The 21,207-nt window shown below is 67.7% G+C and carries 18 protein-coding genes and 1 tRNA gene; 6 read left to right on the top strand and 13 right to left on the bottom strand.

The window, feature by feature from the left end; genetic code table 11:
- Positions 1 to 88: 88 nt before the first annotated feature.
- Together ACIG5A_RS24905 and ACIG5A_RS24900 are read left to right on the top strand one after the other, a co-directional pair.
- Positions 89 to 2,341 (top strand): heavy metal translocating P-type ATPase, encoded by a 2,253-nt coding sequence (locus ACIG5A_RS24905; RefSeq protein ID WP_397243876.1) that lies wholly within the window; start codon positions 89 to 91, stop codon positions 2,339 to 2,341.
- 233 nt (positions 2,342 to 2,574) lie between these two features.
- The gene (locus ACIG5A_RS24900) at positions 2,575 to 2,790 is read left to right on the top strand and encodes a hypothetical protein (protein ID WP_397243874.1); all 216 of its coding nucleotides are present in this window, start codon (positions 2,575 to 2,577) and stop codon (positions 2,788 to 2,790) included.
- Positions 2,791 to 2,837: 47 nt separating this feature from the next.
- On the opposite strand, the gene ACIG5A_RS24895 is transcribed toward ACIG5A_RS24900, so the two are convergent.
- From ACIG5A_RS24895 to ACIG5A_RS24885, 3 genes are all read right to left on the bottom strand, one after another.
- Entirely contained in the window at positions 2,838 to 3,155 is a 318-nt protein-coding gene (locus ACIG5A_RS24895; protein WP_397243872.1) for a hypothetical protein, read from the bottom strand.
- Positions 3,156 to 3,355: 200 nt separating this feature from the next.
- Positions 3,356 to 3,427 (bottom strand) — tRNA-Gly (locus ACIG5A_RS24890).
- Between the two features lie 182 nt (positions 3,428 to 3,609).
- Positions 3,610 to 4,497 carry an NAD(P)H-binding protein gene (locus ACIG5A_RS24885; protein ID WP_397243870.1) on the bottom strand — a complete coding sequence of 296 codons (888 nt, stop codon included), beginning with the start codon at positions 4,495 to 4,497 and terminating at the stop codon, positions 3,610 to 3,612.
- Between the two features lie 400 nt (positions 4,498 to 4,897).
- On the opposite strand from ACIG5A_RS24885, the gene ACIG5A_RS24880 reads away from it, so the two are divergent.
- Complete coding sequence (locus ACIG5A_RS24880) at positions 4,898 to 5,749, top strand: helix-turn-helix domain-containing protein (RefSeq protein ID WP_397243868.1); 852 nt, start codon at positions 4,898 to 4,900, stop codon at positions 5,747 to 5,749.
- A gap of 131 nt (positions 5,750 to 5,880) precedes the next feature.
- On the opposite strand, the gene ACIG5A_RS24875 is transcribed toward ACIG5A_RS24880, so the two are convergent.
- Complete coding sequence (locus ACIG5A_RS24875; RefSeq protein ID WP_397243866.1) at positions 5,881 to 6,642, bottom strand: lysophospholipid acyltransferase family protein; 762 nt, start codon at positions 6,640 to 6,642, stop codon at positions 5,881 to 5,883.
- Between the two features lie 13 nt (positions 6,643 to 6,655).
- Entirely contained in the window at positions 6,656 to 7,411 is a 756-nt protein-coding gene (locus ACIG5A_RS24870; protein ID WP_397243864.1) for a lysophospholipid acyltransferase family protein, read from the bottom strand.
- Positions 7,412 to 7,590: 179 nt separating this feature from the next.
- On the opposite strand from ACIG5A_RS24870, the gene ACIG5A_RS24865 reads away from it, so the two are divergent.
- Positions 7,591 to 8,481 carry a hypothetical protein gene (locus ACIG5A_RS24865; protein ID WP_397243862.1) on the top strand — a complete coding sequence of 297 codons (891 nt, stop codon included), beginning with the start codon at positions 7,591 to 7,593 and terminating at the stop codon, positions 8,479 to 8,481.
- Positions 8,482 to 8,524: 43 nt separating this feature from the next.
- Complete coding sequence (locus tag ACIG5A_RS24860; protein ID WP_397243860.1) at positions 8,525 to 10,072, top strand: Rieske 2Fe-2S domain-containing protein; 1,548 nt, start codon at positions 8,525 to 8,527, stop codon at positions 10,070 to 10,072.
- Positions 10,073 to 10,134: 62 nt separating this feature from the next.
- Here ACIG5A_RS24860 and ACIG5A_RS24855 read toward each other — a convergent pair whose 3' ends face one another.
- From ACIG5A_RS24855 to ACIG5A_RS24835, 5 genes are all read right to left on the bottom strand, one after another.
- Positions 10,135 to 10,473 carry a calmodulin gene (locus ACIG5A_RS24855; RefSeq protein ID WP_397243858.1) on the bottom strand — a complete coding sequence of 113 codons (339 nt, stop codon included), beginning with the start codon at positions 10,471 to 10,473 and terminating at the stop codon, positions 10,135 to 10,137.
- 151 nt (positions 10,474 to 10,624) lie between these two features.
- Positions 10,625 to 11,656, bottom strand: a complete 1,032-nt coding sequence (locus ACIG5A_RS24850) for a TlpA family protein disulfide reductase (RefSeq protein WP_397243856.1) — start codon at positions 11,654 to 11,656, stop codon at positions 10,625 to 10,627.
- A gap of 222 nt (positions 11,657 to 11,878) precedes the next feature.
- Positions 11,879 to 12,289, bottom strand: coding sequence for a winged helix-turn-helix transcriptional regulator (locus ACIG5A_RS24845; protein WP_397243854.1), 411 nt, complete (start codon positions 12,287 to 12,289; stop codon positions 11,879 to 11,881).
- Positions 12,290 to 12,505: 216 nt separating this feature from the next.
- Positions 12,506 to 13,465: a DMT family transporter gene (locus tag ACIG5A_RS24840; protein WP_397243852.1), complete on the bottom strand. Its 960-nt coding sequence runs from the start codon at positions 13,463 to 13,465 to the stop codon at positions 12,506 to 12,508.
- A gap of 125 nt (positions 13,466 to 13,590) precedes the next feature.
- Positions 13,591 to 14,850 (bottom strand): oxygenase MpaB family protein, encoded by a 1,260-nt coding sequence (locus ACIG5A_RS24835; protein WP_397243850.1) that lies wholly within the window; start codon positions 14,848 to 14,850, stop codon positions 13,591 to 13,593.
- A gap of 125 nt (positions 14,851 to 14,975) precedes the next feature.
- Between ACIG5A_RS24835 and ACIG5A_RS24830 the strand changes: the two genes are divergently transcribed.
- Positions 14,976 to 15,620 carry a TetR/AcrR family transcriptional regulator gene (locus tag ACIG5A_RS24830; protein ID WP_397243848.1) on the top strand — a complete coding sequence of 215 codons (645 nt, stop codon included), beginning with the start codon at positions 14,976 to 14,978 and terminating at the stop codon, positions 15,618 to 15,620.
- 225 nt (positions 15,621 to 15,845) lie between these two features.
- On the opposite strand, the gene ACIG5A_RS24825 is transcribed toward ACIG5A_RS24830, so the two are convergent.
- The 3 genes from ACIG5A_RS24825 to serS form a co-directional block, all read right to left on the bottom strand.
- On the bottom strand, positions 15,846 to 17,375 hold the full coding sequence (locus ACIG5A_RS24825; protein WP_397243846.1) for an MFS transporter: 1,530 nt from the start codon (positions 17,373 to 17,375) through the stop codon (positions 15,846 to 15,848).
- A gap of 431 nt (positions 17,376 to 17,806) precedes the next feature.
- The gene (locus ACIG5A_RS24820) at positions 17,807 to 19,663 is read right to left on the bottom strand and encodes a putative bifunctional diguanylate cyclase/phosphodiesterase (RefSeq protein WP_397243844.1); all 1,857 of its coding nucleotides are present in this window, start codon (positions 19,661 to 19,663) and stop codon (positions 17,807 to 17,809) included.
- Positions 19,664 to 19,837: 174 nt separating this feature from the next.
- Positions 19,838 to 21,100, bottom strand: coding sequence for a serine--tRNA ligase (gene serS, locus ACIG5A_RS24815; RefSeq protein ID WP_397243842.1), 1,263 nt, complete (start codon positions 21,098 to 21,100; stop codon positions 19,838 to 19,840).
- Between the last annotated feature and the right edge of the window lie 107 nt (positions 21,101 to 21,207).

Raw genomic sequence — 21,207 nt, 5'->3', positions numbered from 1 at the left:
CAGCGCACGTACTGCCGGTGATCCAAGCGCACCACACCGAATCGATATCCGACCACGGGATTCGCGCGCACAGAACGGAGCACTCGAAATGACCACCGCGACAACACCACCTACCACCGGACAGGTCGAATTGGTGATCGGTGGCATGACCTGCGCGTCCTGCGCCAATCGCATCGAGAAGAAGCTGAACAAACTCGACGGTGTCACCGCGACGGTGAACTACGCGACCGAGAAGGCCCGCGTCGATTTCACCGGTGACATCTCACCGGAACAGCTGATCGCCACCGTCGAGCAGGCGGGCTACACCGCGGCGCTGCCCGCGCCGAAGGTCGAGGCCACCGAAGCGGTTGCGGCCGAGCCGGATCCGACGGCGGCGTTGCGCACCCGGCTGCTGGTATCGCTGGCGCTGACCGTTCCGGTGATCGCGATGGCGATGGTGCCCGCGCTGCAATTCACCAACTGGCAGTGGCTTTCGCTGACGCTGGCCGCACCGGTTGTGGTGTGGGGCGCGCTGCCGTTCCACCGCGCGGCGCTGACCAACCTGCGCCACGGCGCCGCGACCATGGACACCCTGGTGTCGATGGGAACCCTTGCGGCACTGGGCTGGTCGCTGTACGCGCTGTTCTGGGGCACCGCGGGCACGCCGGGCATGACGCACCCGTTCGAATTCACCATCTCGCGCACCGACGGGTCAGGCAGCATCTACCTGGAGGCCGCGGCGGGCGTCACCACGTTCATCCTGGCCGGGCGCTTCTTCGAAGCCAGGTCCAAGCGGCGCGCGGGCGCGGCGCTGCGGGCACTGCTCGAGCTCGGCGCCAAAGAGGTTTCGGTGCTGCGCAACGGCACCGAGCAGCGGATTCCGGTGGAGCAGTTGGCCGTCGGCGACCGGTTCGTGGTCCGTCCCGGGGAGAAGATCGCCACCGATGGTGTTGTGGTCGAGGGGTCTTCGGCCGTCGACGCGTCCATGCTGACCGGTGAATCGGTACCGGTGGAGGTCGGGCCCGAGGATACCGTGGTCGGCGCGACGGTCAATGTCGGCGGCCGGATCGTGGTGCGCGCCGGCAGGATCGGCGCCGACACCCAGCTGGCACAGATGGCGAAGCTGGTCGAGGACGCGCAGACCGGCAAGGCGCAGGCGCAGCGGCTGGCCGACAAAATCTCCGGGATCTTCGTGCCGATCGTGATCGCGCTGTCGCTGGCCACGCTCGGATTCTGGCTCGGCACCGGCGGTTCCGTCGCGGCGGCCTTCACCGCCGCGGTCGCGGTGCTGATCATCGCCTGCCCGTGCGCCCTCGGGCTGGCCACGCCGACCGCGCTGATGGTCGGCACCGGACGCGGTGCGCAACTCGGCATCCTGATCAAGGGACCCGAGGTGCTGGAGTCGACCCGGCGGGTGGACACCATCGTGCTCGACAAGACCGGGACCGTGACCACCGGCCGGATGACGCTGCTCGACGTGGTCGCCGCCGACGGCGAGGACACCGGACGGCTGCTGGAACTGGCCGGCGCGCTGGAGGATTCGTCCGAGCACCCGATCGCTCAGGCGATCGCCAAGGGCGCGCGGGACAAGGTCGGCGAGCTGCCCGCGGTCGAGGGCTTCGCCAATATCGAAGGGCTCGGCGTACAGGGCGTGGTCGACGGCCACGCGGTGATCGTCGGGCGGGCCAGGCTGCTCGCCGATTGGTCGCAGCACCTGGACACCGACCTGGAGCGGGCGATGCACGCGGCCGAGGCCGAGGGGAAGACCGCGGTCGCGGTGGGCTGGGACGGTAAGGCACGCGGCGTGCTCGTGGTCGCCGATGCGGTGAAACCGACCTCGGCCGAGGCGATTTCGCAACTGCGTGCGCTCGGCCTCACCCCGATCATGCTGACCGGCGACAACAAGGCGGCGGCCCGTGCCATCGCCGATCAGGTCGGCATCGACGAGGTGATCGCCGAGGTGCTGCCGCAGGACAAGGTCGACACCGTGAAAAGGCTGCAGGCCGAAGGGAAAGTGGTCGCCATGGTCGGCGACGGCGTCAACGATGCCGCGGCGCTGGCCCAGGCCGATCTCGGCCTGGCCATGGGCACCGGTACCGACGTCGCCATCGAGGCGAGCGATCTCACCCTGGTCCGTGGCGACCTGCGGGCCGCGGCCGACGCGATCCGCCTGTCCCGCAAGACACTCGGCACCATCAAGGGAAACCTGTTCTGGGCCTTCGCCTACAACGTGGCGGCGATCCCGCTCGCGATGGCGGGCCTGCTGAACCCGATGCTCGCCGGCGGCGCCATGGCGTTCTCCTCGGTCTTCGTGGTCAGCAACAGCCTGCGCCTGCGCGGCTTCCGCTCCACCGCCGGATAGCCGCACACCGTTTGATTTCCCGCACACCGAATCGCCTGCGAAACGGTGTGCGGGAAATTCGGATGTGTGCGGCGGATCCTTTCTCGGGCAGCACATTGCGGCCTGCTTGCTCGCCGCCGTGCCGTACCGCGCCCAGCCGACCGGCCGTGACACGCACCGCACGCTTCGAGACGCGCCGCGAAACGCGTAGCGCAACCCTTCCCGGAGCACTGCCGCTCTAGTAAAGTTAGAACATGCGTTCGAATGAGACTCGGGAGCTGCTCTACGCCCATCGACTGTCCAACGCCGTCAACGACCTGCTGTACTACCCCACGGAAAAGCTGACCGACGACGAAATCCTCGACGTGCTCGACACGGTGCGCCTGTGCCGCGTCCTCGTCGACGCGATCAGCACCCGGTTATGCGCCGAGGCCGCCGGTCGGGCGATCCAGATTCCGGCGTATCAATAGAGCCGGTCGCGTGTCCGGAAGCCGGGCAAGATCGGCGGCACGGCCTCTCACAGTGCCGCCTTCCTGGTCCTCTTCGGTTTCGATCTCGCTCGCTGCTTCGACTGTTGATAGCCGAGCCGCGGGACCGCCGGGTAATGCGCGGTCTCCGATGCCCGCCTGAACCTACACAGCACGAACTCCCCCTGTTCCTCCACCTTGACGACACGAAGATCGACTGCTGGCAGCCCCTTGTGTGCACCGTGCGAGGATGCCCGGATCAGGACAGAGTCTCCGATGTGCAGGGGCTTGTCGAAGTTCATGGGGACGTACGCCACGGTTGACATCGTTTCGCTCGCGGACCCGTTGCTCGGCATCAGCGTGACCATCGTCGAAACCCCTTACGGCTTCGCATAATCCAGCGGATGCGGTGGCTGACCTGCGAGCCTGCCGAGGTGGATGCGTATTTGCCGATCGCGGGAGCCACAGGATGGGCCTGGTCGACGCGGATTCGCGCGGATTCACTGAGAACCGCTGGTAGACCTGGGCAGGTCCGGGATAGTGGATCCCGGACCTGGCCGGATAAGAGAGCGGATGACGGGATTTGAACCCGCGACCCTCACCTTGGCAAGGTGATGCGCTACCACTGCGCTACATCCGCGTGCCGCTGACGCTGCCTGCGTCATCGTGCTTGAAAACTGTAGCCGACCAGCAGCCGATTCCGAAAATCCGGTGGTTGGGGCGGCTGCCGGGCTACCTCTGCCAGGCGGACACCTTCGACCTGTTCGCCCCGGATCGGGGCAGGTGACGGCCGAAAGTGTCCGCGCAGCAGAGTGCCGCCGACTAGGCCAGCGTGACCTTGCCCTCGCGGGCCTGGTCGGCGGCGCCGAAGGCGGCGACATGGTCGGCGGCCCACTCCGCGTAGCCGCGCGGCGCACGGCCGAGTACCCGGCGGACGTCGTCGGTGAGTACGGCATTGCCGCCCGCGCGGACGTAAGCCTGACCGGCCAGCGCGCCATCGACGAACTCCGGCGACATGCCCATCGACTCCATCTGCGCACGAGCCGCCGTATCCGGGACATCGACGACCTCGACCGGCCGATCGAGCACCCGAGCCAACGCCGCGGCCTGATCGGCACCGGTGAGCAACTCCGGCCCGGTGAGCGTGTAGATCCGGCCCGCATGCTCGGCCGAGAGCAGTGCCTCGACCGCCACGGCGGACACGTCGCGAGGATCGATCACCCCCTGCTGCCCCTGCCCGGTCATATTCGGCACCGGCTGCCCGGCGCGCAAGGCGTCACCCCAAACAAGCGTGTTCGACGCAAAAGTGCTCGGCCGCAGGATCGTCCACTCGACCCCGCTGTCCCGCACCGCCTGCTCACCGGGCAAATGCCACGTCCCGACCCGGCCGAGCGCCGGCTCCCCGGTGCCGATCGCCGAAAGCTTCACGATCCGCCGCACCCCGGCATCGCGCGCCGTCTCGATCAAGGCCCGATCGATCTCGACGAAGTCCGGCCCGAGCACGCCGACCACGAACACCGCCTCGGCGCCGACCATCGCCGCCGCCATCGATGCGAGGTCGGTGTAATCCCCACGCACCACCTCGACCCCCGCGGGCACCTGCGCCCGCTTCGGATCGCGAGCGACCGCCCGAACCTGCTCCCCGCGCCCCGCCAACTGCCGCACGATTTCACTGCCGATGGTGCCCGTAGCACCGGTAATCACGATCATGCCCACCACCATCCCGCCTACCCACCCGGCACCTATAGGAAATTTCGGCACACTCGCACCGGCATCGAATGCCCACCGCAGTTGTTCGCGCACACCCGCGCCGGACAACTCGCATGCGCCCGCGGCGCAGCATGCGCCGTCCCGCGGCAAGTCGAGGTCACGAACATCGCTGGCACGCTGTCGATCACCGAGCCCGACTTTCCGGAGCCAGCCCAAGGTCGAGCGCAGTCAAATGGCCGTCGGTTGCGGCGTGTCGCACGGCCATTCGACTGCGCTCGGCGAAAGGGGTTGGCGCTGGGTGGGGTCGCTGGTCTGCATCGCGGTCCACATGGCTACGACCTGCGGCGCTAGGAAATTTCGGCACGGACTTGGTGGCGGGTGAGGATCTACAGTGGGGGTGGTGGGCACTGTGGAGCGGGCGGCGGTCAGGACGGCGGAGCGGATCGAGACGGTCGTGGCGCCGCCGGAATCGCTGCGGCCGTGGATCACCGAGCTCGGGCATATCGGGACGGTGCACGATGTGTCGGAGCCGTTCGCGCATGTGCCGACCGCGGTGACCACGATCGTGCTGCGCAGTGAGCAGTCCGGGCGGCGGGATGCGCTCGTGCTCGGGCCGCAGACCCGCGCCTCGTATTCGAAAGCCGACAAACCCGCCGCGTGTGTCCGGCTGCGCCTCGCACCCGGCGCGACCCGCCCGCTGCTCGGCGTATCCGCCGCCGACCTGGCGGACCGTGCGTTCCGCCTCGCCGACCTGCCCGGTGTCGCCGCCGATCTGGCGGACGACCTGTCCGAGCTCGCGCCCGACGAAATCCTGCCGTACCTGGAAAACACGCTGCCGCAACGGCTCACCGAGGATCCCACCCAGCGCGCCCACCGCACGCTGCTGCATTCGGCGATCACCGAGATCGCCTCGGGCGCACCGACTCCGGTGCATCAGCTGGCCAACACCCTCGCGGTCAGCGAACGCCAGCTACGCAACCTGTTCACCATCGGTGTCGGCGTATCCCCCAAGCACTACGCCCGCATCGACCGCGTCCGCCACGTCCTTGCCAACACGCCATGGGCCCAATCGTCCACTGACTCAGACGATCAGCGTCCCAGCTCGTTCGCCGAGGTCGCGTCCCGCAACGGTTACTACGACCAATCACACATGTCCGCGGACTTCCGCGCCTTGATGGGCGTACCCCCTGCCAGCTTCTTCCGCGGGCACCTGCCCACCGCCACCCCCTGCCAGGCCATCAGCCGTCCGTGAGCTCGGCGCAGTTGCCCAGCCACCTCAACCGCCGCCAGTCGTCCTCGACTCTTGCCGCCTGCTGCGGCGGACGTCTTCGCTGCACCACAGCGGTCGCCCCCGAATTCGGCTTCGCCTGTCTGCGGCGATGGTTACCGTCGGTTGTCCCGCGACTGCGCCTTCGCCCGCCTGCGCGCCATCTCCTCCTGTTCGAGCACCTTCGCCTGCTCGAGCGTCGGCGCGGTGCCGCCGAGCCGGGCGGGTACCCAGCGCGCACCCTCGACCATCGGGTAATCCCGTTGTGCCGCATCGAGTAGCGCACCGAGGTCGTGCCGCAGTGTGGCGGTCAGCTCGTCGACCGTTTCGGCGGGCGGGATCGGCGCACCGATCCTGATATTGATCGGAAACCGGTGGCGGCCCAGCTGTTTCGGGATGTCCTTCGTCCAAACGCGGTGTGCGCCCCAGATGGCCAGCGGAATGATCGGCACGTCCGCCGCGATCGCCATCCGCGCCGCGCCGGATTTGAATTCCTTCAGCTCGAAGCTGCGACTGATCGTCGCCTCCGGATACACCACGACCAGTTCGCCCGCGCGCAACGCGTCGACCGCGCGCCCGTAGGACTCGGAGCCGTGCGTACGGTCGACCCCGATCGCCTTGCAGTGCTTCATCAGAAAGCCGACGACGCCGTGCTCGAGTTCGGCCTTCATCATGTATCGGACGTTGCGGTGCGAACGCCGCCCGACCAGCCCGACCTCCATGAAATCCAGGTAGGCGGTGTGGTTCACCGCGAGCACCGCGCCGCCGGTGCGCGGAATCCCTTCCTGGCCCGCGATATCGATCCGCAGGCCCTGCGCCCAGAACACGGTGCGCACCAGCCCGGTGAGTATGTCGAAAACCGGTTCCCGTCGCGCCATCCGTGCTCCGAACCTACTGCTGCGCTTCCTTGGCGGCCTTGCGTGCGGCCTTCTCCTCGGCCTCGGCGGCGTCGAGCGCGTCGGCCTCCTCCAGTGTGGGGGCACTGCCGCCGAGGCGGGCGGGCACCCAGTAGGCGCCCGGTTCGTGTGCGTAGTCCTGCTGCAGGTCGAGCAGCATTTCCTGCATGACGCCGCGCAGCTGCTCGGTCAGTTCGGCGGCGGGCTCGTACGGCTGGATGGGCTCGCCGACGGCGATGGAGATCGGAGTGTTGGTGCGGCCGAGGCGTTTCGGGAACCCCTTGGTCCACACGCGCTGCGCACCCCAGATGACGATCGGGATGATCGGCACGTCCGCTTCGATCGCCATGCGGGCCGCGCCGGACTTGAAGTCCTTGATCTCGAAGCTGCGGCTGATCGTCGCCTCGGGATACACCCCGACCAGCTCGCCGCGGCGCAGGTATTCCACCGCGGCCTTGTACGAGTCGGCGCCCGCCCCGCGGTCGACCGGAATGTGCTTGAGCGCCCGCATGATCGGGCCGGAGATCTTGTCGTCGAAGACCTCCTTCTTGGCCATGAACCTGATGTAGCGCTTGGGGGTGCGCACCGGCAGGCCCGCATAGGTGAAGTCCATGTAACCGGTGTGGTTGACCGCGAGCACGGCGCCACCCCGCGCGGGGATATGTTCATCGCCCTTGACGGTGAACTTCAGACCTTCGACGAAGAAGACGGTACGGGCCAGCCCGATGATCGTCCGGTAGACGGGTTCCACAATTCCGCTAGCGTAGTCGCAGACTGTCTCATCCGGCAGCGTCGGCCATCCCCCGCGCGCCGAAACGCCGCCGATGGAATACGTCCGGCGCGCGCGACGAAGAACACGTAGGGTCCAGCGGACGCCGCCGACACCAGCCCGAGCGGCCGCACGCACATCTACGGAAGAGGATCGTCGAAGTGGAACGCGCCCGACCGGAATCGCTTGAACGCGACCGGAAGTCAACTCGGTATCGGGCGGCGGGCGTCGTCGTCGGCGGGCTCGCGACGACGCTGCTGCTTGCGGGCTGCGATGCCGCGGTCGGCATACCGGGCGACGAGCAGCGCGCGACCCCCGCCGCGCACACCACACCGGCCGCCGCGATTCCGACCACGGCGAGCACCTCGACCGTCGCCGCACCGCCCGCGGACGCGCCACCGGTCGGCGAGGTACCGGGTCTGCCCGCCGCGGCGCAGGCGCTGCGCCGCTGGGCCGCGGATCTGGAGGCCGATTCGATCGCCGGCCTGCAGGCCGAATGCTGGACCATGGCGCCGCGCAATGTCGCCGAGATGTACGACAACAAGCAGGCGATCCTGACCGCGCTGGCCCAGCCCGGCGTCGCCACCGCGGACACCGTCACCTGGAAGAGCCGGACCACGACGGTCACCGCCGACCCGGACGCGATCAAGACCGGTTACGCCTGCCCCCGGGTGTTCCCGACCGGCACCGAGCCCGGCTACAACGACGCCGACGCCAGGCACACCGTGCGGCGCTATCTGTCCCGTTTCGTCGGCACACCGCTCGACCCGAGCGACAAGGAAGGCACCTACCCGCTGGTCTGCAAGGCGAGCCCGGCCTCTTGGGATCCCACCGGCAGCGGCAAGCCGATCCCCGCACCACTGGCGAACAACCCGGGCAAGCTGACCGGCGTCACCAAATTCGCCGATCAGGAGATCCGTTCGGAACAGCTGCGCCAGGACTACCTCAGCGTGCTCGTCCCGGTCACCAACTCCTCCGGGGTGACCCAGACCCGCACCTTCACCCTCACCGAGGGCGCAGACGGCTACTGCATCGGCGACGTCTCGCCCTAACCACTACCCTGGATGGCTGGTAACGGTCAGGAGGCAACAGCTCGTGCAGATCACCAGCGTCGGACACGCAGGGTTCCACATCCGCACCGCGGCCGGGTCGATCCTTTGCGATCCCTGGGTCAACCCCGCCTACTTCGGATCATGGTTCCCGTTTCCGGACAACACCCAGCTGGACTGGGACGAGCTGGGCAATTGCGACTTCCTGTACGTCTCGCACCTGCACCGCGACCACTTCGACGCGAAGAACCTGGCCGAGCACGTCAACAAGGACGCGACCGTCCTGCTGCCGGACTACCCGGTCCCGGATCTGAAGCGTGAACTGGAGGCGCTCGGCTTCCACAAGTTCTTCGAGACCGAGGATTCGGTCAAGCACACCGTGACCGGCCCCGGCGGCGATATCGACATCATGATCATCGCGCTGCGCGCGCCCGCCGACGGTCCGATCGGCGACTCCGGGCTGGTTGTCTCGGACGGCCAGACCACCTGTTTCAACATGAACGACGCCCGCCCTGTCGATATGGATGTGCTGCACGACGCGTTCGGCCACATCGATATCCACCTGCTGCAGTACTCGGGCGCGATCTGGTACCCGATGGTCTACGACATCCCATCGCGCACCAAGTCCAACTTCGGCAAGCAGAAGCGTCAGCGCGGCATGGACCGGTGCCGCAGCTACATCGAACAGGTCGGCGCGACCTGGGTGGTGCCGTCGGCCGGCCCGCCGGTGTTCCTCGACGACGAGCTGCGCTACCTCAACGACGATCGCGGCGACGAGGGCAACATCTTCCCGGACCAGATGGTCTTCCTCGACCAGATGCGGATCCACGGCAACGAGGGCGGGATCCTGATGATCCCGGGTTCGGTCGCCGATGTGCGCGGCGCGGAACTCGAGCTGACCCACCCCTTCGAACCCGGCCTGATCTACGACAACAAGGCCGAGTACATCGAGCTGATGGCCCAGCGCCTCGCGCCCGTGCTCGCGGCCGAAAAGGCTTCCTGGGCTTGGCCTTCCGAAGGCGATGAGCCGCTGCTGGCGCCGCTGAAGGCGCTGTTCGAACCGATCATGGCGCAGAGCGATCTGATCTGCGACGGCATCGGTTACCCGGTCGGCCTGGTGATCGGCGACGAGACCGTGGTGCTCGACTTCCCCAAGCGCGTGGTGCGCGGACCGATAGACGGAGAAGGCAAGTACCGCTACGGCTTCCGTATCGCGCCCGAACTCGTGCGCACCGTGCTGCGCGACAACGAACCCGACTGGGTGAACACCATCTTCCTGTCCACCCGCTTCCAGGCGTGGCGCATCGGCGGCTACAACGAATTCCTCTACACCTTCTTCAAATGCCTCACCGACGAGCGGATCGCCTATGCCGACGGCTGGTTCGCCGAGGCGCACGACGATTCCGCGTCCACCGAACTGGCCGGCTGGGAAGTGCAGCGGCGGTGCCCGCATTTGAAGGCGGACCTGTCGAAATTCGGTGTGGTCGACGGCAATACGCTCACCTGTAATCTGCACGGCTGGCAGTGGGACCTGGAATCGGGGCGCTGCAAGACCTCCAAGGGCCACGAATTGCGCTCGCGCAAATTGAGCTGAACCGGTGGAGTCCGGCCGGGGCGCACCGAGATCCGGCCGGACTCCGGGGAGCGGCCCCGCAATCAGGCGGAAACCTCTCTGGTCAGCCTCGAGGACCAGGGACACCAGAAGCATCCGGGCAGGAAGGGACCGCATGCCTCGTCCAGGTGGTCTTCGGTGTAGGTGATGCTCGCGTCACAGACTTCGATCGCCACCGTGAAGAAGGTGATCGTGTCCGGGTCGAGATGGAAGCTCCAGCCAGGGTTGTAATCGGCCTGCTGTTTGCGAATACGTCCCATCACATGGGTCGACATCGTTTCCTCGCCGGAGAGGATGCGCCGCGCTTCGGCAATCCGCTGCTCGTTGTGCAGCCGGAAAACGAATTCCTTGCCGGAGTAATCCGTGAAAGCGAAGTCCGCCATGATTTTCACCTCGATGATGGTCGGGCGATGGAGCCTTGCCATTCGATGGTAACTACTATCGCCGGCGCATTTTCGGCGAAATCGATTGCGCGGCAACATAATTACAGAACCGGCCTGTATTGTCCGGACAAAACGGCCGGTGGTCCGGAGCTCACTGGGACTCGCGTACCGAAACCTTGCTCTGTCCGTTCAATCGCTGCCGCCCAGTACTTTTCGCTTGAACTATCAGTTCCCGAGTGGCCATCGCGCCGCGGGCGACCGGTGCGGCGACCCGCCCCTCGGCGTCGATCAACACCGCCGACGGCGTACCACGGATCCGATACCGCAGCGCCGCTTCGTTACCCTGCTGCACGAGTACCGGAATATCGGTGAGCCCCTGATCGCGCCCCCACACGGCATATTCGGCCGGATCCCCGTTGCCGAGCACCACGATGGTCAGCGCCTGCTCGGTACGGGTATGCCATCGCGGCAGCTCGCGCGCCAGGGCCGCACACATTTCGCAGCCGACGTGCACGAATACCAGAAGCACCTGTTTGCCTTGCACCAGTAGGGATTCCAAACCGGACCGGCCGCCGTCGACATCGATCAGCTCGAACTCCGGCGCCACCGCGCCGACCGGAAGCCCTTCCGCGCCAAGGGTGGACAGCACCTGCGCGTCCAGCCGACGGTGCAGCGCTCCGATCGCACCGATCGCCCACGCCAGCAGCGCGACCAGCACGGCCACGATCACCAGGCCGACCACATTGTCGGCGGGCAACCCGGCAGGCACCCGTGGCCGCGCGAACGCACCCACCACGACAAGCACGGCAAGCGCCAGCAGCACACCGTTGCGCACCAGCGTGCGCGCCCCGATCGGCGTCGCACTCGACGACCCGAAACACGAACAGGCGGGACGACGCCCCTGCGCCAGCAACCGGCCGATCGCCACCGTGAACACCGTGAGCAGCAGCGCGGCCAGCACCCCCGCCCCCGCCGCCGTCCACGGTGGCAGCACGGTCACCGCGAGCACCCCCTCCGCCACCGGCAGCCCCACCGCCACCGTCGGCGCCCACCGCAACGGCACCCCGAAATCGGCGACCGCCGCCCGCGCCCCCGCCCGATCCCTCAGCTTTCCCCACGCCGAGAGACCGAACACGACACTCACCACCAGCCGCGAAATCCACACCCCGTATCCGATCAGCATCCCCGCACCATCCCACACCCCTGCGGTCCCGAAATATGGATCGCCGGAATGCATTTCGGATAGCAACGCAGGCACTCGGCTCCGCCACGGCCACCGGCGAGACAGCGAACTCGACACCCCGACCCCACACGGCTCGACCTGTTCGACTCCGAGCGGAAAAGCGTGCCGACCGAGCCGCTACTTGCCTACACCGAGGTGCCGAGCGTCCTCGAGCTGGGTCGGTCAGGCGTGCTGGTCGGCGTCGAAGGATTTACGGGCCAGGACGATGGCGTCGTGGTTTTCGCGGGACCAGTCGATGAGGGTGACCAAAGGGGCGGAGAGACTGTGGCCGATGTCGGTGAGGGCGTATTCGACCTGGGGTGGGGCGGTGGGGTAGACGGTGCGGCTGATCAGGCCGTCGCGGAGCAGGTTTCGGGTGGTGACGGTGAGCATGCGCTGGGAGATCTCAGGGATGGCGCGCTGGATCTCGCGGAAGCGATGGGGACCCGAGGACAGGACGACCAGGATCAGCAGGCTCCAGCGGTCGCCGAGCCGATCGAGCACCTCCCTGATGCCACAGTGATCGCCGCCACAGGGATCGGCGGTGGCATCGGGTGCTTCCTGGTGAGTTACCCCGGTGTGTGCAGCAGCCATAAAAGTGCCTCCTGTTACTCGGGTCCAGGGTAGCCAATACTGCTGGGGCGGAGCCACGTTCGGTCTCGCCGCGAAGGGGGCGGCGAGACAACGGCGTCGGCTTCCCTCGCCTGGTACCGCGGTTGCCGACACACCCAGGAATGGTCGATCGCGGTATCAGCGCGTGGTCGGATTCGGGTGCGCCGCGTTGCCGAGCGGGCGACGCCCGGCGTGGCGTCAGGATTGACGCCCCTTTGCCGCGACTACGACGGCCACCGAGGTCAGTGCGCAGCCGACGACGGCGAATGCGGAAAGCCCGCTGCCCGTTGGGGTCGCGATGTCGAGTACCAGTGCGGCGATCAACTGGCCCGCGACCGAGGTGAGGCCGAGCAACAGGACACCGATCCATCGGACCGTCACGGCGGCGAGCGCGATGAACACGATGCCGATGATGCCGCCGAGGTACAGTCCAGGCGCGGTGGGGAATTCGGCGGGCCAACCGGTTCGCGCCAGCACCGCCGATTCGATCGCCAGCAGCGCGAGCAGTCCGATGCCGAAGTTGACCAGCGTCGCGGTGAACGGGCCGCCTGCTCCGCCTACGCGGCCGTTGACCGCCTGCTGCCAAGCCAGTCCGATACCGGCCAGCGCGGGCAGCGCGATCAAGAGCGCGGTTGGCGCACCACGCAGCGCCTCGGGTACCGCCAACGCTCCTGCCGCCGCACCGGAACGCCCTGCCGCGGCGAGGGATACCGCCAGAATTCCGAGCACGGCCCCGGCCAGCCGCAACGCCGTCACCGGGGTTCGGCCACTCGGCGCGAGCCCGAGCCGATCCACCAGCAGACTGCTCACCAACTGACCGGCGACCACCGCGACGGTGAAGGCGGTGACCCCGATCGCCGCCACCGTAAGCCCCTGACAGGCAACGAAATACGCCCCGCACAACCCACCGAGCAACTGCCACCATCGCAGCTCACCCGCCGCGACCGCCCGGCGGGCCCGCACCACCCCGGCCCGTAGTCGGCCACTACTCGCCAGCGCCACCATCAGCACCAGAAATCCCACCCCGAAGCTGATCACCGCCGCCGCTATCCCATCGTGCAGCCGAGCCCCGAGCGCCCCATTGATCCGCCCCTGCACTGCCACACCGGCCCCGATGCAGAACCCGAACCCCAACCCGACCCGCATCTGTCCATGCACCCCCGGCACGCTACCCACAACAACCACGCACCTCACGCGCTGCGTTCCAGCACCGCACACCGGTTATGCCCGGACTACCTCGCCAGTGGAGATGTGGCAGGTGGTGTGCCCGCACTCGACGATCGTCAGACGGCGCGGAGGGTGGTGGGCGGGGTGGCGTAGGTGTCGTGGCGGGCGTAGGTGCGGTCGCCGCCGTTGCGGGCGATGGAGCCGCGGACCAGGCGGGCGCGGATCTGGGCGCCGAGGCGTTCCTGGAAGCGGGTGGCGCCGGGGATGATTCGGCGCGGGAGTTCGAGGGCGGCGTTGGCGGCCGCGGTGGCAAGCACCGCACCCTGGAAGAGTTTGCGGTCGGGCAGGCCGAGGAAGTCGGAGTTGGTCGGCCCGAGCATGATTCGGCTGTAGGCGACCATGTACTGGGTGATGACCGCGCGCACCGCCCGCTTGGGCGCGGTGTCGTCGTCGATGAACAGCCCGCCGGCGGCCGGCACCAAAGCCTGGGCCAGGCGCCGGGAATCCTCGTCCGGGATGAATTCGGTGTCGGCCAGAATCCAGTAGGCGCGCCAGGTGTCGGTTTCGCAGGTGGGCAGGATTTCGGCGTCGACACCGAGCAGGAAGCCGACGTAGCGCCAGAGCTGGAACACCGCGTCCTTCTCCTTCGCGGAGAAGCGCAGGCCGAGTGCCTGGGCGCCAACGAGATTCGCCATCGAGAACAACCCGAGCGTGCCGACGGTGAGCACCTGGTTCACCGGATGGTCCCACGCGGCGTAATCCCAATCGGGCCGGTTGTTCATGCCGGAGCGGACGAGCGCGTGCATCAGGCGCACCCGCAGCGCGCTCTTGTAGCCGACCGAATTGCGTGCCAGCCCACCGGGTGTGGTGACATCCAGCCACCACTGAGTGGTCTCCGCGAGCCGGCGCGGTGCCATCGCGTCCAGGTCGCCGGTGCTGACCAGTGTCTTGTCCGCGCGCGAGGCGAGGTAGCCGCCCATCAGCGCGAACATGCCCATCGCGATACCGCCCCACACGCCGGTCCGCTCGACAACGCGGGCGCCGCGATCCAGTTTGGCGCGGTCGAGCCAGTAGGGCTCCGATTCGACCTGTTCGAAGAACGCGAGCAGTTCCCCCGGTGCGTCCGGCACCGCGTCGATGCCGTGTTCCACCGCGGTTTCGAACATCCTGCGGCCCGCGCCCACCGGCAAGCGCTTGATCATCGCCACCACGTCGTCGGCGAGCGGATCGCCGACCTCGGTGAACCGGCGGAACGAGTCGCGCTGTTCAGCCGTGCAGCGCAGGTCGCCGGGCGCGAGCATGGGCACCGCATAGCGGAACGGGAACTCGGTGAACAGCGGCGGTGTGGGCAGAAATGCCTGGTTGTCATGCGTCATTGCATTCCACCAATCAGCTCGGGGCAGTGGTCGCGCAGCGCTCGACCGCAGCCGATCGAGCATTCTGACAAGACCGTCCCACAGAATCGAATATCTGGCAAGGATGTATGCCAGAATGATGGGCAATGAGTACTACCTCGCGCTCCTACGGTGGCGTGCCGGTCGAGCAGCGCCGGGCGCGCCGCCGCGCCGCACTACTGGACGCCGCGCTCGAGATCATCGGCAGCACCGGATTCGCCAAGCTGACCGTCTCCGGCCTGTGCGCGCAGGCCAAGCTGTCCGAGCGCTACTACTACGAGAGCTACACCGACCTCGGCACCGTCTTCAGCGAACTGTTCGACCGCATCGTCGACGAGATCGGCCAGGCCGTGGTCGAGGCGTTCGTGACGACCGACGCGGACATTCGCGCCAAAACCAGGGCGGCCATCGCGGCAGCGGTCGACTTGATCGCGGATGACCCGCGCAAAGCGCGCATCGTCACGGTCGAGGCACAGCTGAATCCGGCGCTGCTCATGCGAAGAGCCGAGGTGATGCGCTCGTTCGCGGACATCATGATGGCCGCGTGCGCCGCCGAGGTCGGCGCCGAACTCGTCGAAAATGCCGGTGACCGCGCCGAATTCGCCGCGATACACCTGCTCGGCGGGCTGTGGGAGACGACGAACAGCTGGTTGTCGGGCATGCTGACGATCAGCCGCCACGAGCTGATCGAGCGGTCGACCGACCAATTCCTGTTGACGGCGGAGCATTTGGTCGGGGTGTCACTGGGGTGAAGTGTGCGGTGGTCGTTGCACGCGACGCTGGTGTGCGCTGCACACGACGCTGGTGTGCGCTGCACGTGACGCTGGTGGGGCTGGTTGCAATACTGGGCGCTGCTAGGCGGACACTTTTCGCCTCTTCGCGGCAGAATCTGCCACTCAACCGCGATTTGTGTCCGTCCAGCAGCGTTCCCTCTCCCCCGCCCAGCCAGCGCTCTCCCGCTATCCGCCCAGTAGCGCTCACTCCTGTTCCCGCTGCGGCAACCACGACGGCGTGACCACCGCGATCGCCACCATCATCACTCCGAACATCGCGACGGTCGTCGACATCGACCACCACGCCGTCGCCAGCGCGGCAAAGCCGAACACGCCGAACGACACCACCTCACCGAGCAGCCCGGATACCGAAGTAACCGTCGCACGCGCCGGTCCCTCGATCGCATCCTGCAACCGAGCACCCGCCACCACACCGGCGTTGTAGACGATGCCGTACGAGATGCCGATCGCGGTGAAGCCAACCCCCGCAAGCACATACACGGCACCCGGCGACCGCAGCGCCAGCCCCGCGACCATCGCACCACCGAGGAACAACACGCCGCCAAGCCCCACCGCGACACCCATGGTCCGCCCCGACATCCCCTCCGTCTGCCCGGCAAGCACCGATCCGATCAGCGACCCGAGCACGGTGACACCGACCAGCAACGGCACCACCGCCGTCGAAACACCGACCTCCTGAGCAAGCAGCGCGAAATACTCGTCGAACGCGGTAACCCCGAACAGCAAGGCACCGAGCAGCACACCATTACGCACCGCCCGCACCCGAACCGCCTCCCCGACACCGGACTTCAGCATCGTCAGATACCGCGCGAACGGCCGATCCACCACCGAATGCACTGACACCGCGAGCTCGCTCGCCACCGCGGAGCCCGTTGTGGCCGAAGCGCCCATCGACGTGGCGCAACATGAGGCGACGCAACCACTCACCGCCACACCGTCACCCGCCAGTGCATGGCCGTCCACCGGGTCGCCCGAATTACGCGCCGCCGCACCAAGGCCGGCTCCGGTGACACCTGCTCGGGCCATCGCGAGGACGACATCGGCGGGAACAGGTGCGGTCTTCGTCGAACCGTCCGCGGGAGGTTCGATTTCCGCTCCGTTCGATAAGCGCGGAGTCGACCGGAGCGGATCATCCTCGCCCGCTTCGTCTTCCAGATCGTCGATGTCCGCTGCGGATACCGACTTCGGTGCGCTCGGCAGGGAGAACGTGATCAGTGTGTGCACGGCCGCGAAGGCGACGCTGGACCAGCCGATCACGGCGTAGCCGCCCCAGAGGTACAGGGGTGTGGCGGCGACGATGCCGAGGACGACGGCGGATTCCGAAGCGGCACGGGTGTAGCCGAGGATGCGTGGATAGGCCGAGGCTTCGCCGCGGGCGGTGAGCTCGTCGTACAGCAGGGCCTCGAAGGTGCCGGATACCAAGGCGCCGGAGGTGCCCCACAGGATGAAGCCCGCCGCGAAGCCGAGGTAGGTCGGCACCAGCGTCCACAGGGCGAATCCGGCGGTGAGCAGGATGCCGCTGAGGATGAGCAGGGCGCGGCGCGACACCGTATCCGCCCAGGCGCCGGAGGGCACCTCGAGCAGGAACGCGGTCGCCGACCAGATCGCGAACAGCGAGGTGATCTGCCCGGTGCCGAGTCCGTGCTCGGCGAACAGCAGGGAGTACAGCGCGTACAGCGGAATCAGGTCACCGATGCCCTTGAAGAGCACCACCCGCACAGTGAGCGAGCGCAGCGAAAAGCCATGGCGTACCCCACGCTCCGCCCTGGCCGTGGACCCGGGCCGAGTGCCCCGCCAAACCCTGGCGAGGCCAGAACCAAGCGCGAGAGCCCAAGCGAACGGCGCCGGCAAGTACCGGCGCGGCATACGGAGTGAGCTGGACAGAGCTCGTGCGCCCACCGTAGCCACGAGCACGGCTTCGATGGCCCGCAGCCCGGCGCGAAGCACTCGAGCTGCCGCGGGCAATGAGCACTGCGGAGAGATCCCGGCCGCATCCTGTGCGCCCCGCTGAGCCGTGGGTGCGCGATCGGTCCGAGTGTCCGCGCTACCCGTCAGCCGGGCGCGCAGCGAGCTGGTAAATCAATAGGCATATACGAGCAAACGCATGTCGTCAGCATGTCACGTCGACGCTATGCGTCAAGCGATTATCCGAGCGGAACCCAGCCATTGGCGGTGTGCATGGTGTCGCCACCGCCGAGTTCACGCTCCGATAGCCCGGACCCCACCCGCCCGTGCCCCTCGTTGAGGTCGCTGATCAGCTCGGAAACCGGATGCGAATCGCTGTAGTGGTAGCCCTGCGCCAGCGCGAAACCGAGCTCGGTGAGCACCGCCGCCTGATATTCGGTCTCCACGCCCTCGGCGATCACCTGCAGATCGAGCGCGCTGCTGAGCGCGGCGATCACGCCGAGCAGCGGCGGCGCGGGCGAGTCGGAGCGGATCGCGGCGACGAAGGACTGATCGACCTTGAGAATGTCGCTCGGCAGCGTCGCGAGCCTGCTCAGCGACGAGTACCCGGTGCCGAAATCGTCGATGGCGATGCGCACGCCACGCTCGCGCAAAGTGTGCAGATTCGAGATGGCCGTTTGGGATTCGGCCGCGAGCTCGCTCTCGGTCACCTCGAGCACCAGCTGATCGGCGGGCCAGCCGGTGCTGGCCAGGATGTTCGACACCCGGTCGGCGTATTCCTGCTCGGCCAGTTCCAGCCCGCTGACGTTCACGTTCAACGTCAGATCGAGTTGGGCGAAAGTCTCCTGCAGTCGCGCCGCGTCGGCGCAGGCGCGGCGCAGCACCAGCTCGTCGAGATCGGAGATGAGGTCGTACTCCTCGGCGACCCGGATCAGTCCCTCGGTGGTGACATCCGGTTGGGCACTGGAGGACCAGCGCAGCAGCGCCTCGACGCCGACCGCCTTGCCGCCGCCCTCGGTGAGGCTGACGATCGGCTGGTAGTGCACGTCGAGCGCGCCGCGGTCGATGGCCTCGCGCAGTTCCACCGCGAGCGGCAGCTGCCGCGAGGATTCGAGCACGGTGCGGTTGCGGCCCGCCTGCTTGGCCCGGTACAGGCCGACGTCGGCGCGGCTGACCAGCAGCGAGCCGGATTCGCCTGGCTGCCAAGAGGTCACGCCCGCGGAGCAGCCGGTGGTCACCGCGGCGCGCAGCTGTTCGGTGAGCAGGATCGCGGCCTGTTCGGTGGTGTTGGGCAGCAGCAGCGCGAACGCGTCACCGCCGTAGCGGGCGAGGCGCTGGCCGGGGACGAGCAGCTTCGACCAGGTGTCGGCAACCCGTTGCAGCACCGCGTCTCCCGCGCGATGGCCGAGGTGGTCGTTGATCTTCTGGAAGCGGTCGAGGTCGACGAGCACCAGCGCGAGCCCCTGCCCGGTGCGGGTGGCCTGTTCGATCGCGGAATTCAGCGCCCGGTCGAAACCGCGCCGGTTGAGCAGCCCGGTGAGCACATCGATATCGGCCTCCGAGGCCATCCTGGTGAGGATGCCGACGACAACGCCGACGCCGAAGGTCACCCCCGCCGGAATCAGCCCGGACCACCACGGCAGCCCGTCGCGGGTCGGCAACACCCATAGACACATCGCCATCGCGAATCCGATGTGCGCGGCGGCCAGCGGCCAGGCGAAGAACAGCGCGGCGTCACACGCGACGAACACGTAGAACGACGCAAGACTGATGGCGCCCACCGTATTCGGGAACGAGTGCACCGCGATCGTCACCAGGATCGTCGCGATGGCGACGTAGACGTGATGGATGCCGTGCGGCAGCCGCGGCCCCCAGCCGAGCAGGCTGAGGCCGAGCAGCAGCGCGATCGCGGCGGCCCAGCCGACCAGCGCTCTGTTTCCCTCATTGCCCGGGGCGATCCCCGTGATCAACAGACCGAGGGCGCCTCCCATGACATAGAAGGCCCCGGTCGTCCGGGACATGACCATGGCCGTCGCCAGCGCTGACGCGGCCCGCACCCGGGTTCGGGTATCGCCGCGAGACCCGATTCCTCGCACGGGGAATAGCCTAGACACAACGATTCCCAGTGGTTGCCACATCCCGCGAATAGACCCTCGCGAACATTTAGCTATCCGTTCGCCAGGCACCCGGCACGAGACCCGGCGCCTGGCGAACGGCAGGCTCCGTCGATAGCCTGCGCCGGGCCGGAGCGAAGCCGGAGGCAGCCGCCCTTACTTCGGCGGGGCCAGCACCTCGGTGCCGACGAACGGAACGAGCGCGGCGGGCACGCGCACCGAACCGTCGGCCTGCTGGTGGTTCTCCAGAATCGCCACGATCCAGCGCGTTGTCGCGAGCGTGCCGTTCAAAGTGGCTGCGATCTGCGGCTTTCCGTTCTCGTCGCGGTAGCGCACGGACAGCCTGCGCGCCTGGAACGTGGTGCAGTTCGAGGTCGAGGTGAGTTCCCGATACGTCTGCTGAGTCGGCACCCAGGCCTCACAGTCGAATTTGCGCGCGGCGGAGCTGCCCAGATCGCCCGCGGCGGTATCGATGACGCGATAAGGCACCTCGACAGCCGCGAGCATGTCCTTCTCCCAGGCGAGCAGGCGCTGGTGTTCGGCGTCGGCCTCGTCGGGGGTGGTGAAGACGAACATCTCGATCTTGTCGAACTGGTGCACCCTGATGATGCCCCTGGTGTCCTTGCCGTAGCTGCCCGCTTCGCGGCGGAAGCACGTCGACCAGCCCGCGTACCGCTTGGCCCCGTTGCTCAGGTCGAGGATCTCGTCCGAGTGGTAGCCGGCCAGCGGCACTTCCGAGGTGCCGACCAGGTAGAGGTCGTCCTCCTCGAGGTGATAGATCTCGGCCGAATGCTGGCCGAGGAAGCCGGTGCCCGCCATGATCTCCGGGCGCACGAGCACCGGCGGGATCATCATGGTGAAGCCGTTGGCCACGGCCTTCTGCGCCGCCAGCTGCAGCAGCCCGAGCTGCAGCAGGGCGCCGTAGCCGGTCATGAAATAGAAGCGCGAACCCGAAACCTTGGCGCCGCGCTCCATGTCGAACAGGCCGAGCGCCTCGCCGAGCTCCAGGTGGTCCTTCGGCTCGAAGCCGAACTCCGTTGGCGCGCCGACGGTTTCCAGCACCACGTAGTCGTTCTCGCCGCCCGAGGGCGCGCCGTCCTGGACGACGTTCGAGATGGCGCGGTGCGCGGCGTCCATATCGGCGTCGGCGGCGTTCTGCGCGGCCTCGGCCTCCTTGACCTTGGCCGACATCTCCTGCGCCTGCTCGAGGAGAGCGGATCGTTCCTCCGGCTTCGCCTTGCCGACCAACTTGCCCATCGCCTTGTGCTCGGCGCGCAAGTTGTCGGCGGTGGCCACCGCCGCACGCCGCGCCGCATCCGCTTCGAGCAGTGCGTCGACGAGGGCGGGGTCTTCGCCGCGGGCGCGCTGCGAGGCGCGGACCGCGTCGGGGTTGTCCCGCAGGAATCGGAGGTCGATCATGGGCACCCAGCCTAATAGGAGCGCCGATTCGGTTTCACCCCGATATCCACGTGCCTTTCCACCCCTATGCGTCCTATTCCAGCGCGTCGCCGCGGTCACGCGCGCAT

The sequence above is a fragment of the Nocardia sp. NPDC052566 genome, from assembly GCF_044547285.1.
GTDB lineage: Bacteria > Actinomycetota > Actinomycetes > Mycobacteriales > Mycobacteriaceae > Nocardia.
Note: the sequence above shows the minus strand (reverse complement) of the source record. Positions and strands in the feature narration are given on the sequence as shown.

What these genes read in the sequence shown, in the direction of transcription:
- serS (WP_397243842.1), bottom strand. Translation starts at nt 21,100, where the DNA reads ATGATCGACCTCCGATTCCTGCGGGACAACCCCGACGCGGTCCGCGCC.
- ACIG5A_RS24900 (WP_397243874.1), top strand. Translation starts at nt 2,575, where the DNA reads ATGCGTTCGAATGAGACTCGGGAGCTGCTCTACGCCCATCGACTGTCC.
- ACIG5A_RS24830 (WP_397243848.1), top strand. Translation starts at nt 14,976, where the DNA reads ATGAGTACTACCTCGCGCTCCTACGGTGGCGTGCCGGTCGAGCAGCGC.
- ACIG5A_RS24875 (WP_397243866.1), bottom strand. Translation starts at nt 6,642, where the DNA reads ATGGCGCGACGGGAACCGGTTTTCGACATACTCACCGGGCTGGTGCGC.
- ACIG5A_RS24885 (WP_397243870.1), bottom strand. Translation starts at nt 4,497, where the DNA reads ATGATCGTGATTACCGGTGCTACGGGCACCATCGGCAGTGAAATCGTG.
- ACIG5A_RS24835 (WP_397243850.1), bottom strand. Translation starts at nt 14,850, where the DNA reads ATGACGCATGACAACCAGGCATTTCTGCCCACACCGCCGCTGTTCACC.
- ACIG5A_RS24850 (WP_397243856.1), bottom strand. Translation starts at nt 11,656, where the DNA reads ATGCTGATCGGATACGGGGTGTGGATTTCGCGGCTGGTGGTGAGTGTC.
- ACIG5A_RS24895 (WP_397243872.1), bottom strand. Translation starts at nt 3,155, where the DNA reads ATGGTCACGCTGATGCCGAGCAACGGGTCCGCGAGCGAAACGATGTCA.
- ACIG5A_RS24845 (WP_397243854.1), bottom strand. Translation starts at nt 12,289, where the DNA reads ATGGCTGCTGCACACACCGGGGTAACTCACCAGGAAGCACCCGATGCC.
- ACIG5A_RS24905 (WP_397243876.1), top strand. Translation starts at nt 89, where the DNA reads ATGACCACCGCGACAACACCACCTACCACCGGACAGGTCGAATTGGTG.
- ACIG5A_RS24855 (WP_397243858.1), bottom strand. Translation starts at nt 10,473, where the DNA reads ATGGCGGACTTCGCTTTCACGGATTACTCCGGCAAGGAATTCGTTTTC.